At 64.1% G+C, this 13,008-nt stretch carries 11 protein-coding genes and 2 pseudogenes; 5 read left to right on the plus strand and 8 right to left on the minus strand.

Annotation, left to right across the window (positions count from 1 at the left end; all coding sequences use genetic code 11):
- Positions 1-10 precede the first annotated feature (10 nt).
- From HK436_RS30795 to HK436_RS32665, 8 genes and pseudogenes are all read right to left on the minus strand, one after another.
- The gene (locus HK436_RS30795; RefSeq protein WP_206680637.1) at positions 11-892 is read right to left on the minus strand and encodes an AMP-binding protein; all 882 of its coding nucleotides are present in this window, start codon (positions 890-892) and stop codon (positions 11-13) included.
- A gap of 157 nt (positions 893-1,049) precedes the next feature.
- The gene (locus HK436_RS30800) at positions 1,050-1,964 is read right to left on the minus strand and encodes an AMP-binding protein (RefSeq protein WP_206680638.1); all 915 of its coding nucleotides are present in this window, start codon (positions 1,962-1,964) and stop codon (positions 1,050-1,052) included.
- A gap of 46 nt (positions 1,965-2,010) precedes the next feature.
- Positions 2,011-2,232, minus strand: a complete 222-nt coding sequence (locus tag HK436_RS33895) for an ABC transporter ATP-binding protein C-terminal domain-containing protein (RefSeq protein WP_376769228.1) — start codon at positions 2,230-2,232, stop codon at positions 2,011-2,013.
- A gap of 54 nt (positions 2,233-2,286) precedes the next feature.
- A pseudogene (locus HK436_RS33900) lies at positions 2,287-2,792 on the minus strand (ABC transporter ATP-binding protein); the annotation flags it as partial.
- Positions 2,793-3,173: 381 nt separating this feature from the next.
- Positions 3,174-4,511 carry a class I adenylate-forming enzyme family protein gene (locus HK436_RS28500; protein ID WP_206680639.1) on the minus strand — a complete coding sequence of 446 codons (1,338 nt, stop codon included), beginning with the start codon at positions 4,509-4,511 and terminating at the stop codon, positions 3,174-3,176.
- A 17-nt stretch (positions 4,512-4,528) separates the two neighbouring features.
- A complete protein-coding gene (locus HK436_RS30805; RefSeq protein WP_206680640.1) occupies positions 4,529-4,702 on the minus strand; it encodes a hypothetical protein in 174 nt (57 codons plus the stop codon).
- Between the two features lie 112 nt (positions 4,703-4,814).
- Positions 4,815-6,059, minus strand: a complete 1,245-nt coding sequence (locus tag HK436_RS32660) for an FAD-dependent oxidoreductase (RefSeq protein ID WP_312860799.1) — start codon at positions 6,057-6,059, stop codon at positions 4,815-4,817.
- The gene (locus HK436_RS32665; RefSeq protein WP_280515887.1) at positions 6,011-6,757 is read right to left on the minus strand and encodes an oxidoreductase; all 747 of its coding nucleotides are present in this window, start codon (positions 6,755-6,757) and stop codon (positions 6,011-6,013) included. Before HK436_RS32665 ends, HK436_RS32660 begins: the two co-directional genes overlap by 49 nt.
- A gap of 93 nt (positions 6,758-6,850) precedes the next feature.
- Here HK436_RS32665 and HK436_RS33305 point away from each other — a divergent pair, with 93 nt between their 5' ends.
- The 5 genes and pseudogenes from HK436_RS33305 (at position 6,851) to HK436_RS28530 (ending at position 13,002) form a co-directional block, all read left to right on the plus strand.
- Positions 6,851-8,032 (plus strand): acyl-CoA dehydrogenase family protein, encoded by a 1,182-nt coding sequence (locus tag HK436_RS33305; RefSeq protein WP_173194968.1) that lies wholly within the window; start codon positions 6,851-6,853, stop codon positions 8,030-8,032.
- Positions 8,029-8,807 (plus strand): annotated as a pseudogene (locus HK436_RS32040) (enoyl-CoA hydratase/isomerase family protein). Before HK436_RS33305 ends, HK436_RS32040 begins: the two are co-directional and overlap by 4 nt.
- A 14-nt stretch (positions 8,808-8,821) precedes the next feature.
- Complete coding sequence (locus HK436_RS28520) at positions 8,822-9,982, plus strand: acyl-CoA dehydrogenase family protein (RefSeq protein ID WP_173194969.1); 1,161 nt, start codon at positions 8,822-8,824, stop codon at positions 9,980-9,982.
- A gap of 102 nt (positions 9,983-10,084) precedes the next feature.
- Positions 10,085-11,398, plus strand: coding sequence for a phenylacetate--CoA ligase family protein (locus HK436_RS28525; RefSeq protein WP_206680642.1), 1,314 nt, complete (start codon positions 10,085-10,087; stop codon positions 11,396-11,398).
- The gene (locus HK436_RS28530; RefSeq protein WP_173194971.1) at positions 11,395-13,002 is read left to right on the plus strand and encodes an acyl-CoA carboxylase subunit beta; all 1,608 of its coding nucleotides are present in this window, start codon (positions 11,395-11,397) and stop codon (positions 13,000-13,002) included. The genes HK436_RS28525 and HK436_RS28530 overlap by 4 nt, the downstream gene beginning before the upstream one ends.
- The last annotated feature ends 6 nt before the right edge of the window (positions 13,003-13,008 follow it).

A 13,008-nucleotide genomic window follows, 5' to 3' on the forward strand; every position in this document is an offset into this window, starting at 1 on the left:
GTGAACTCCTTCACGCGGCGTGTTGCTTCCGGGCGGTGCGCGGAGCGCCCTCTACATCGGTAACGGCGACGTGGACTCTTAGAACGCCCCGGCGGCCGTCTTGATAGGTGACAGCGATTTCGAGATCGACACTGTGGTCCCCGCCGTAGATCGCCTCCACTAGATCGGCGTAGCGCTCTTCCAGAAAGGCTCGGCGCAGCTTGCGGCTGCGGGTCAGCTCGCCCTCGTCGGGATCGAGCTCCTTGGGGAAGTTCGCGAAACGCCGGACCCGCGAGCCTTCCGGCAGAAGCATGTTGATGCGCTCCACCTCCGCTCTGATCAGTTCGAGGATCTCGGGTTTCTGCGACAGGTCGGTATAGGTCGAGAAGCTAAGCTGGTTCTCCTCGACCCAGCGGCTCAGTACCTCCATATCGATATTGATCAACGCCGCCACGAAGGGGCGCGTCTGGTCTCCAAGGATCATCAGGTCCTTGATGAAGGGGCTGTAGCGCAGACGGGTTTCGATGAACTGCGGCGGATAGCTGTGACCGTTGCAGAGATGCCGCATGTCCTTTACGCGGTCGAAGAACACGAGCTCTCCATCATCGGTCATTGAGACGGCGTCGCCGGTCGCGTACCAGCCGTCCCTGGTCTGGGCCTCAGCGGTCTTGTCAGGCTTGCGGAAATAGCCGCCGAACCCCGAGCCGCCCCGCACATGGAGCTCGCCGTCCTCGGCGATGCGAAATTCGAGCGGATCGCCATAGACAGGATTGACCTGCATCCAGCGCCCGCTGGTCTCCAGCTTATAGCTTTCGCCCATATGCGCTGTGAGAAGTCCGACTTCTGTTGCCCCGTATACGTTGCGCAGCTTCACGCCCATGGCGTGGAACATGCGGAAGACGTCAGGCGCCATGAGCGCCCCCCAGACATGGCGTTCCTGGCCTTTCTCAGGCCTAGGTTGTCGCGCAGGTGCCAAAGCACCAGAACCTCGGCCAGCGGCAGCTGCAGGCGCGCTGCAAGCGAAGGCCGACGCCCTTCAAGCCGCTCGACATAGACGTCGCGGCCCACCCTCATGGCCCAGTTGTAGAACGCCCGCCGAATTGGCCCCCGCTAAGCATCCGCGCCTGCACAATCGAGGCAAGGTTCTCCCACTGACGCGGGCTGAAGACCAGCGCATTGACGGCCAGCTCACGGATGTTGTCGAGTATCTCTTCCGGCCCCTCGGGGAAGTTCACCACCATCGGTGCAAGCAGCCCGATCGACAGCCCGAAGATCTGCTCGGTAACCCAAGCCGGGGAAATATAGGTGAGGTACTCGGTGCCCGGCGCGATTTCGACCGCGCCCATCACCCGGGCGGAGTTGTCGAAAAGATAGCGCTGCGAGATCATAACGCCTTTCGGCTTGCTGGTCGTGCCCGAGGTATAGGACAGAACCGCGATGTCGCCGGGTCTACCGCGCGCGACACGAGCCTCGAATAACTTCGGATCCTGGTCGTGACGGCGGGCTCCGGCATCGCTCACCGCCTGATACGAGCGCAAGAGCGGGTGTGCGTAGGTCCACAGCCCGGCATCGTCCCAGTAGACAATGGCGATGATGCCTTCGAGGTCCCCGGCGATCTCGAGGCACTTGTCCACCTGCTCCTGGTCCTGCACGAGGAAAATCCGCGTCTCCGAATCCCGCGCCAGATAGTGAATCTCGGCGGAGGATTGATCGGGGTAGACCGAGATCACCTTCCCGCCCAACGATTGGGCGGCGTACTCGGCCCAGAAATGTTCGGGTTCGTTCTCGCCGATTACCATCATTGAGTCGCCCGAGCCGAATCCCAGATCGTCAAGGCCAAGCGCCAAAGCGCGGACCCGCTGGAGCACGTCGGCCCAGGTGAACTCGCGCCAGATGCCGAGGCGCTTGTGCCGCTGGGCCAAGGCAGCCGGCGTGGCCTTGGCTCGCGCCAGCAACACCTGCGGCAGCGTTTGGCTTTGCGTCACCGCAGGATCGCTGAAGACCTTCGCTGCTCTTGTGCGCTCCACTGTTCTACCCCAGATAGGCTTTGATCACGGCCGGATCCCTCTGGATTTCAGCCGGCGTCCCTTCAGCGATCACCCGGCCGAAGTCCAGCACTACGATCCGGTCGGCCAGGTCCATCACGACGCCCATGTCGTGTTCCACAAGCACCACCGGGATCTTCCGTGCCTCGCGCACGTCGAGGATGAAGCGCGCGAGATCTTCTTTCTCCTCGGAGTTCATTCCGGCCATCGGCTCGTCCAAAAGCAGGATGGAGGGCTCTTGCGCCAAGGCGCGGCCCAGATCGACGCGCTTGCGCAACCCGTAGCCCAGCGTGCCCACCTGCCGGTTTCGGATCGCCTCGATCTCAAGAAAGTCCACGATTTCCTCAACAGCCTCGCGATGTTCGGTTTCCTCGCGCATCACCGGCCCGTAGTGGAAGAAGGCCTGGACTACATTCGAACGCATAAGGGTGTGGCGGCCAATCAGGATGTTCTCGACCACGGTCAACCCCCGAAGAGGTGCGTTCCCTGAAAGGTGCGTGCCAAGCCTCTGCGGGCGATCTGGTCCACGCGGAGGCCGGTCACATCCTGCCCGATGAGTTCGACGCACCCCTGCTGGGGGCGGTAAAAACCGGCAGTGACGTTCAGAAACGATGTCTTTCCTGCACCATTGGGGCCGATGATCGCCAGAAGCTCGTCCTCGCGCACCTCGATAGAGACGTCATCCAGCGCCGTCACTCCGCCGAACCGAAGGGTGGCGCTGCGGACGGCAAGCGGCGGTGCCTGTCGCTCTTTTCGCGCGGCGGTCATGAGCACGCGATGCCGTCACGCATTCCCGGCGGCGGGCGCAGGGAACGTGAGTCATCACACCGGCCACAGGTCCGTTCGCTACCGATCAACGATCTTCCTCCCGTCGACCCTGTCGTTTGTGCAGGGCTTCAGCAAACCCCATTGAACAATCTAACAGACGTTAGAATTCGATTCAACTGCCCTCTCTTTACTGTCGTCCGACCTGTGGACTTGCCTTCTTTGCGCTTGGATAGGTGAGCGGCTGGGGCAAAGACGGCATCCGGAGGATACGCATATGCGCTGAAGCGCAGGACCGATAAGCTGGCTGCCACGATGACCGGTACGCTGATGGCGCTGTTCGGACGGACGGGTGTCAGCGGATAGGCGCAGTCGAGGCAGGCCTCAGTTGGCCTCGCGCTCGATCCAGGTCTCCAGGACGTGGCGCTGGATCTTGCCGCTGGTCGAGCGCGGGAAGTCTTCGGAAGCGATGAAGCGGATCTCGCGCGGCCGCTTATAGCCGGCCAGTTGATCGCCGCAAAGCCGCATCAGCTCGTCGGCATCGGGGCCGTCGACGTGCCGTGCCACGAAGGCCACCGGGCGTTCGCCCCAGCGCAGGTCCCCGGCCTTTACGACGGCGGCATCGATCACCTGCGGATGCGCCAGCAGCACCCGCTCGATCTCGGCTGGATAGACGTTTTCCCCACCCGACTTGATGAGATACTTGGCGCGGTCCACGAAGTCGATGGTGCCGTCCGCATTGCGGCGGAAGACATCGCCCATATGAAAAAAGCCACCGCGAAAGTCGCGGGCGTTGGTCTCGTCGGCATTCCAGTACCCGGAAAACAGCGTGGGGCCGCGCACGGCCATTTCTCCGGGCGTTCCGTCCGCCACCTCGCGCCCCTCCGGATCGACCAGCCGCACCTCGCAGAAGGCGCTGGCGCGCTTCGACAGACGTTTCGGCGCGACGCCCACCGGGATCAGCTCGGCCGTGGCCGGCGGCAGCCCCGTTTCGGTCGCGCCGAAGGAGTTGAGATAGGGCGCGCCGATCAGCGACGTGAGTTCTGCAATCTGATGCGGCGGCACCAGATCGGCCATGGCGCCGCAGATCCTGACGCCCCTGATCGGCAGAGGATTGGCGCGACGTTCTGCGATGAAGGCCTCGATCGCACCGGGCATCATTATGAACCAGCCGACCTTATGGCGGCTCAGCGCCTCATTGATGACCGCCGGCTGCAGCCCATCGACCATCACCACGGGGCCACCGCGCAAGATCGTGGCGAGCGCATGGTCGGTCGACGCCATATGGAACATCGGCGCCCAGGCGATGAAGGCGTCATCAGGCTGGAGCGCGAGCTGCGCCGCAAAAACCATGGAACGTGCGATATGGGCGCGATGACTGACGAGTGCGCCCTTGGGCAGCCCCGTGGTGCCGGAGGTGTAGAGGATGGTCAGCCCCGCCTCCACGTCATTCACCAGCGCGTCGATGCGCGGATCGGGCTCTGTACCAGCCAGTGCGGCCTCCCAGTCGGGGCCGATTTCCAGAACCGGCAGGTGCGAGACCGCGTCCAAGGCCGCGCGCAACTCTGGCTCGACCACGGCCAGAACCGGTTCAACCAGGTCGATACAGTGCTTGAGCTCCGGCGCGGCCAGCCTCCAGTTCAAACAGGCGACGATCGCCCCGATCCCGGCGGCGGCCAGTTGCAGTTCAAGGTACTCGGCGCGATTGTGCGACAGGATCACCAGCCGGTCCCCGGTCTTTACCCCCGCGCCAGAAGCACCGCAGCGAGACGGTCCACACGGCCCAGAAGGGTGCCGTAGCTGTGTCTTATCTCTCCGTTCTCGAGCGCAAGCGCATCTTGTTGCTCGCGCGCTCTCGTGCGAAACATCGAATAGACATCTGCCCGCCCGGCGCGGGCCACCTCCGGCAGCATGATGCTCCTCCCTGGCAATCGTTCCTGGTTGTTCACAAAGACTGGGCGAGGCGCACTCCTTCATCGATCGCACGCAGCGCATCGAGTTCAGCCGCCTCGGCCGCACCGCCGATCATCGTGGCGGAAATGCCGCGGGCCGCAAGCGCCTCGACCAGCGTCCGTACGGGTTCCTGTCCCGTACAGAGAACGATCGTATCGGCGGCGATAACTTTTGTCTCGCCGTTCGAAAGGACGTGGAGCCCCCATCGTCGATACGCTGGTAGACCACGCCCGCTAAGGTCTCGACTCCGTGTTTGCGTAACGCGTTGCGCAGGATCCAGCCGGTCGAAATGCCAAGCCCCTGTCCCACCTTGCTCGTCTTGCGCTGCAGCATCACCACTTTGCGCTTTGCAGGCACCACGGCCAGTGGATCGCCCGCCAGCGCGCCGGCGTTCCTGAATTGTCCGTCCACACCCCACGTGTCGAAAAAGGCCGCGTTCTCGTTGGCCTCAGCCGGATGGGTGACAAGGAATTCGGCCACGTCATGGCCGATCCCGCCGGCGCCCATGATGGCCACGGTCTGTCCCGCCTCCCGTGCGCCGCAGAGGATCTCGGCATAGGTGGCGACCTTGGGATGATCTATGCCCGGAATGTCCGGAATGCGAGGGGTCACTCCTGAGGCGATCACCACATGGTCGAACCCGGCAAGATCGTCGGCAGTGGCGCGACAGCCCAGCCGCAGGGTGACGCCGTGCCTGTCCATCTGAGCAGTGTAATAGCGCAGCGTTTCGTCGAACTCGTGCTTGCCCGGGGCCGCACGTGCCAGGTTGAGCTGCCCGCCCAGCCGGTTCTCTGCCTCGAAAAGAGTGACCGCGTGCCCAAGCCGCGCGGCCTCGGCCGCCGTGGCCATACCCGCCGCCCCGCCGCCGACGATCGCCACCTTCTTCGGGGTCTCGCTCGGCGTGTCACGGAATTCCATCTCGCGGCCGGCGCGCGGATTGACAAGGCAGCTTGCCGGACGGTCCGAGAAGATGAAATCCAGACATGCCTGATTGCAGGCGATGCAGGTGTTGATCTCATGGGCCCGACCCTCGCGCACCTTCTTCACGAAATGAGGGTCGGCGAGGAAGGGCCGCGCCATCGAGACCATGTCGGCATCTCCCGAGGCCAGGATGTCCTCGGCGACCTCGGGGGTATTGATTCGGTTCGAGGCCACCACCGGGATCGACACCGCCGCCTTCACGTTGGCCGCCGCCTTCCGCCAGGCGCCACGCGGCACCGGATAGGCGATCGTTGGCACGCGCGCCTCGTGCCAGCCGATTCCGGTGTTCAGAATGTCGGCGCCGGCGGCCTCGATCTTGCGGGCGAGCGCGGCGATCTCTTCGGCGGGCGCGCCGCCCTCGACAGATCGGCCGCCGAAATACGGTAGATGACCAGCAAATCCGGTCCGCAGCGGTCGCGCACCGCGCGCACGATTTCGACCGCGAAGCGGTGCCGGTTGTCGGCGCTGCCACCCCACTCGTCCTCGCGTTTGTTGGTGTGGGTCACGGTGAATTCATTAATGAGATAGCCTTCGGAGCCCATTATTTCGACGCCATCGAAACCGGCAGATTGCGCGTTGAGCGCTGCCTGGGCGAAATCTTCAATGGTGTGCAGAATATCCTGCTCGCTCATCTCGCGCGGGGAATAGCGGTTTATCGGCGTCCGAATCGGCGAAGGTGCCACGCAACCTTCAAACTTGGCATAACGCCCCGCGTGGCAGATCTGCGCGCAAATCAGACTGCCTTCCTGATGGACTGCATCGCAAATCGGCTTGAGGCTCAGCGCCTGCTGCGGATCGTCGAGCCGCGGACCTTCCGGATCGAACATGCCTTCGGCGTTGGGCGCAAAACCGCCAGTCACGATGACTGCCGCTTCGCCGTGCGCGCGTTCACGATAGAACGCGACCTGTCTTTCGATACCGTTGGTTTCGGTTTCAAGCCGCGTGTGCATCGAGCCCATAATGACCCGGTTTCGCAGATCGTGGACGCCTGCCCGGATCGGGGACAGCAATTTCTCGAAGCGCCTGTCGGACATATCCACGTTCCCTCCCATTGCATCTTGCCAAGCATTCTAACGTTTGTTAGGTTTTTTGGGAAGTGAGATTCACAGGCTCGGGAGGGCTATCACGTGCAGTTTCAACCGACAGATGACCAGCAGGCCTTTCGAGAGACAGCACAGCGTTTCGCACGTGAAAAGCTGGCCGAGAGCTATCAGAAGCGGGCAACCGAGCACGTGATGGATCGCGGGCTCATCAAGGAGATGGGGGCGCTTGGGCTGATCGGCGCCGATCTGCCCGAGGAGTTCGGCGGGTTGGGCGAGAGCTCCGTCACGGCCGGATTGATCGTCGAGGAAATCGCGCGCGCCGATTTCAATGTCAGCTACATCCAGCTTCTGGGGTCGCTGATGGGCGGCATGGTCGCGAAACACGCCTTGCCCGACATCGCCAAGGAATGGGTGCCCCGCGTCACGGCGGGTGAGGCGGTGATAGGGTTGGGATTGACCGAGCCGCGCGGCGGATCGGACGCGGCGAACCTGCAACTCAGGGCCGCCAAATCCGGCAACGGCTGGCGGCTGAACGGCGAGAAGACGTCGATGAGCTTTGCCGCGCAGGCCGACGCGGCGGTGGTCTTTGCCCGTACCGGCGATCCCGAGGGCGGATCGCGGGGCGTCAGTGCGTTCCTCGTGGACCTGAATGAAAAGGGCATCAACCGCACGCATTTCGACGACATCGGGACCAAGCCCGTGGGGCGCGGTTCGGTCTTCTTTGACGACGTCTTCGTCCCCTCCCAATGCCTGATGGCCGAGCAGGACCGTGCCTTCGGCACGATCATGGCTGGCTTCGACTATTCCCGAGCGCTGATCGGGCTGGAATGTCTGGGCGCGGCGCGGGCCTCGGTAGACGAGACCTGGACCTATGTGCAGGAACGCGAAGCCTTCGGTGCGCCGCTGGCGCAGTATCAGGGGGTCAGCTTCCCGCTGGTCGAGGCCGAAACGCAGCTTACCATGATGCGACAGCTTTGCTACTACACGCTCGATCTGCGCGACCGTGGCCTGCCGCACACCAAGGAGGCGGCGATGTGCAAGTGGTACGTGCCGAAAACCGCGTGCGAGATCATCCATCAGTGCCTGATCCTGCATGGCCACTACGGCTACACCACCGACCTGCCTCACCATCAGCGCTACAACGATGTTCTGGGCCTGCAGATCGGCGACGGTACCGCGCAAATCCAGAAGCTCGTCATCGCGCGCGAGAAGGTCGGCCGCATGGCGCTGCAATACGACAAGAAGGCCAAGGGAGGCGCGAAATGAGCGTTCCCGTCAATGTCAGCGCCGAGGGCAGCGTCGGCATTATCGAGCTCGCCCGCCCCGACAAGTTCAACTGCCTGTCGCTGGAGGTCCACGAGTGTATCTCCAGGGCCCGCGAAAGTTTTGAGGCGGATCGCGACATCCGCTCGATCCTGATCTGCGCACAGGGAAAGCACTTCTGCACCGGCGCCGACCTGACCGAGGTGAAAACAAAGATAATGGACTCGCAGACGCTGGACCACTTCATCGCCTTTGGCATGGAAGGGCTTCGCAGGCTGGAACAGAGCCGTCTCCCCGTGGTCGTCGCGGTGCAGGGCCTTTGCCTGGCCGGCGGGCTTGAGCTGATGCTGTCCTGCGATGTCTGTTTCGCCGCGAAAGCGCTCAGTTCGGCGACCAGCATGCGCAGTTCGGGCTGATCCCCGGCTGGGGCGGCAGCCAGCGGCTGACCCGGCTGATGGGCCTGCGCCAGGCGCTCGATCTGATGTTCTCGGCCCGCTGGCTGAAGGCGGACGAGGCGAAGGAGGCCGGACTGGTGAACTACGTCGTGCCGGACGAAGAGCTGCGCCAGGCGGCGTTGAACTACTGCGTGACCATCGGCACCCGCTCACGCCCCGGCATTGCCGAGATGAAGCGCCTGGCACGTGAAGGCGCCGATATGGGCCTCGACCAGCAGATGCGGCTGGAGCGCGACGCTGCCGTGCGTGCGCTACGAAGCGAGGACGTGGCCGAAGGGCTGGACGCATTCGAAAGCCGGCGCATGCCGGCCTTCAAAGCCTGACAAGAGGTGCGGGAATGGACTTCACGCTCAACGATGAGCAGCGCCAGATCTACGATTACGGCGCCCAGCTCGCGCAGAAATTCGACAACGCCTACTGGCTGGATCACGCCCGCCGGCACACCTTTCCCAAAGAGATGTTCCAGCAGATCGCCGAGGACGGCTTTCTCGGCATCATGGTGCCCGAGGAATATGGCGGCGCCGGTCTCGGTATGACCGAGATGGCGCTGTTCATGGAGGGCACGGCGAACCACGGCATCCCGCTCCTGATGATGGTGGTCGGACCGACCATGTCGCTGGCACATATCGCCAGCCACGGGACCGAGTTCCACCGCAGAGAGCTCTTGCCGGCCGCCTGCCGGGGCGAGATCCAGTTCTGCTTCGCGATCACCGAGCCGGGCGCCGGGTCCAACACGATCAAGGCCACGACGCTCGCCAGGAGCAAGGGCAACCGTTTTGCGCTAACAGGGGAAAAGACCTTCATCACCGGCGCTGACGTCTCCGACTACTGCCTTGTGGTGGCGCGCACCAAGCCTCACACCGAGGTCTCCCGCAAGACCGACGGCTTCACGCTGTTCGCCGTGGACCTGAAGAAGAAGGGCGTAGAAATGCAGCGGGTGAAGGTCTCGATCCCACTGCCGGAAGAACAATGGACGCTGTTCTTCGACGAGGTGGATCTCGGTCCCGAGGATATCGTGGGCGAGGTGGACGATGGCTTTTCGATCCTGTTCGATTCGCTCAATCCCGAACGCATCATCCTGGCGGCGCTTTGCTGCGGGATCGGCCGGTTCGCCTTACGGAAGGCAGTGGTCTATGCTTGCGAGCGCAACGTCTTTGGTCAGCCGATCGGCGCGCACCAGGGCGTGCAGCATCCGCTGGCCAAGGCCCACACGGCCGTGGAGATGGCGAGCCTGATGACCCGCCGTGCGGCCTGGGAATTCGACAACAAGCTTTCGGCCGGTGCCTCGTCGAACATGGCGAAATATGCCGCCGCCGAGGCCGGGATCGAAGCCGTGGACGCCGCCCTTCAGGCCCATGGCGGGTCGGGTTTCACGGAAGATACCGGGCTGTACGAGCTTTATCCGTTGGTGCGCCTGCTACGCACCGCGCCGGTGAACCGTGAACTGTGCCTCAGCTTTATTGGCGAGAAGGTAATGGGTCTGCCGCGGTCGTATTGATCGCGAAAGCCCAGGGAGGAAAGCATGCAACACGGAATGCGCTTCCGGCGGGCCGATGCCGGCGCGAAGGCCAACGACCGGTTCTGGCACGAGATCGAGGGCATGCCGCTCGACGAGGTGCGCCGCATCCAGGAGGAGCGGCTGGTCGAGCAAATGGCCTATCTCAAGGCCAACTCGCCCTTCTACCAAGACAAGTTCGCTGCGGCCGGCGTCGATTTCGATGAGATCCGCACCATTGAGGATCTGCAGAGGCTGCCCTTCACCTACAAGACCGAGATACGCGAAAGCCTGTCGGCCGAGCCGCCTTTCGGCCGCCACCGCGCCGCGCCGATGGAAGACATCATCCAGATGCAGGCGTCCTCGGGGACGACCGGCAGCCCCTCCTACGTGGCGTTGACAGAATCCGATGCCGAGATGTGGCACGAGATGACGGCGCGCTGCTTCTTCGCCAACGGCGTGCGGCCCGGCGACATGGTGCTGCACGCCTTCTCGCTCGCCAAGGGCTTCGTGGGCGGCATCCCGGTGATGCAGGGCCTGCAATATATGGGCGCCATCGACGTGCCGGTGGGAGCCGACGGCGGCGCCGACCGGCTCCTGCGCGCCTGCGCCGACACGCGCCCGCGCTGCGTCGTCGGGGCGCCGAATTTCGTGATCCACCTGGCCGAAAAGGCCGAAGAGGTGCTGGGCGCACCAGTGAGCAGACTGGGCGTGGAACGAGTCGTCGTCGGCGGGGAGCCGGGCGGCGGCATTCCGGCGATCCGCGCCAAGATCGAAAAACTGTGGGGCGCCAAGTGCACCGAGATGCTAGGCGGTACCGACCTGGGCGTGACCTACTGGGCCGAGTGTGACCAGCAGTCGGGCATGCACATGGTCAACATGGACTACGTTTTGACCGAACTGCTCGACCCCGAGACCGGCAAGATCATCCCTTGGGCGGAGGGCGCCAGTGGCGAGATGATCTACACCGCCCTCGGCCGCCGGGCGAGCCCGCTGGTGCGCTTCCGCTCGGGCGATTTCATCGAGGTCCTGGACACGACCTGCGCCTGCGGCCGGACGGGTCCCAAGATCCGCTGCACAGGGCGCACCGACGACATGCTGATCGTGCGCGGGGCCAACGTGTTTCCCTCGGCGATCAACAGCATCGTCAACGAGATGGTGCCGCAAACGAACGGCGTCATGCGTGTGGTGGCCGATTTCGAGGGCCACACCACGCAGGAAGCACTGAAGATCATCGTCGAACGCGGCCCCGACCGCGACCGAGACGGTGACGCGGACCTGAAGAAGAAGATCGAGCAGCGCCTGCGCGACGCCCTGGTGTTCAGGGCCGATGTCCGGATCGTCGATGCCGACACCTTCGAAAAGCCGGGCGCGGCCAAGGTGGCCTTCGTGTTGAGAAAGTACCCCGACCTGCCATGACAAAGCTGAAATCCCTGCTCGACACCGGGTCGGAAGATTTCCGGGCCAACACCGCGCATTACCGCGCCAAGGTGGCCGAGCTGCACGCGCTGCGGCGCAGCCAGCGTGTCGGCGGGCCGGAAAGCGCACGGGCGCGCCACGTGAAGAAGGGCAAGATCCTGCCGCGCGAGCGCGTCGAGCGGCTGATCGACCCGGGCACGCCGTTCCTCGAACTTGGCGAACTCGCCGGGCTCGACAAGTACGACGGCGTGCCGCCCGGCGCGGGCATCATCACTGGCATCGGCGTGATTGAGGGCCGCCACTGCATGATCATCGCCAACGACGCCACTGTTAAGGGCGGCACCTATTTCGGCATGACCTGCCGTAAGCACGTGCGCGCCCAGCGGATCGCCTGGGCCAATCGCCTGCCGGTCGTCACACTGGTCGATTCCGGCGGCGCGTTTCTGCCTGACCAGGAGAACATCTTTCCCGACGAAGGCCAGTTCGGCTCGATCTTCCACCAGCAGGTCGGGATGTCGGGCGACGGCGTGCCGCAGATCGCCGTGGTCATGGGCCCCTGCACCGCCGGCGGCGCCTATATCCCGGCGCTTTGCGACGAGGTGGTCATCGTGCGCGGCCAGGGCTTCATGTATCTCGGCGGGCCGGAACTCACCTTCGCCGCCACTGGCGAGAAGGTCGACAACGAGACCCTCGGCGGCGGCAAGATGCACTGCTCGGTCTCGGGCGTGACCGACCATCTCGCCGAGGACGACGCCCACGCGCTCGCCATCACGCGAGAGATCGTCAAGCACCTGGGCGAGAGGCCCTCCCCGCGCAAGACACCGGCGCCGCCGCGCGCCCCGGCCTACGCGGTAGAAGAGATCTACGGCATCGTCAGCCGGGACCCAAAAGTACCCACCGAGAACCGCGAGATCGTCGCTCGGCTGGTCGACGGCAGCGATTTCCACGAGTTCAAGCCGCTCTACGGCGACACCTTGATGACCGGCTGGGGCCGCATTCACGGGCACGAGGTGGGGATCCTCGCCAATACCGGCGTGCTGTTCGTCGAAGCGGCGCTGAAGGCCACGCATTTCATCAATCTCTGCGTGCAGCGCGACATCCCGCTGCTGTTCCTGGCCGATGTCAACGGCTTTATGGTGGGGCGCGAGGTCGAGCAGATGGGAATCGCCAAGGCGGGCGCCAAGATGATCACCGCCATGTCCTCGGCGCGGGTGCCGAAGTTCACCATCATCACCGGTGGTTCGTACGGAGCCGGATATCTGGCCATGCTGGGCCGCCCCTTCCAGCCCGACGCGATGTTTGCCTGGCCAACCGGCCGCGCGGCCATCATGGGGCCGGAACAGGCCGCGAGCGTGCTGGCCCAGGTGCGCGCCCAGATCAACGGGCGCGAGGGCAAGACCTGGACGAAAGAGGAGGAAGAGGCCTTCAAGGCGCCTATCCGCAAGGAATACGAGGATTTCCAGGGCGCCTACAACTTCGCCTCGAACCTCTGGGTCGACAGTGTGATCGAGCCCTGCGAGACCCGTGACGTCATGGCGCTGCTGCTCGACATCACCTCACGGCGACCAAAGGTCGAAACCCATTTCGGCGTGTTCAGGATGTGAGGCGGC

The sequence above is a fragment of the Neoaquamicrobium sediminum genome, from assembly GCF_013240295.1.
GTDB lineage: Bacteria > Pseudomonadota > Alphaproteobacteria > Rhizobiales > Rhizobiaceae > Aerobium > Aerobium sediminum.

Coding starts and splice junctions, on each gene's coding strand:
- HK436_RS28525 (WP_206680642.1), top strand. CDS start 10,085: ATGCCGCTCGACGAGGTGCGCCGCATCCAGGAGGAGCGGCTGGTCGAG.
- HK436_RS30795 (WP_206680637.1), bottom strand. CDS start 892: ATGGCGCCTGACGTCTTCCGCATGTTCCACGCCATGGGCGTGAAGCTG.
- HK436_RS30805 (WP_206680640.1), bottom strand. CDS start 4,702: ATGCTGCCGGAGGTGGCCCGCGCCGGGCGGGCAGATGTCTATTCGATG.
- HK436_RS28530 (WP_173194971.1), top strand. CDS start 11,395: ATGACAAAGCTGAAATCCCTGCTCGACACCGGGTCGGAAGATTTCCGG.
- HK436_RS33895 (WP_376769228.1), bottom strand. CDS start 2,232: ATGGCCGGAATGAACTCCGAGGAGAAAGAAGATCTCGCGCGCTTCATC.
- HK436_RS32665 (WP_280515887.1), bottom strand. CDS start 6,757: ATGTCCGACAGGCGCTTCGAGAAATTGCTGTCCCCGATCCGGGCAGGC.
- HK436_RS28520 (WP_173194969.1), top strand. CDS start 8,822: ATGGACTTCACGCTCAACGATGAGCAGCGCCAGATCTACGATTACGGC.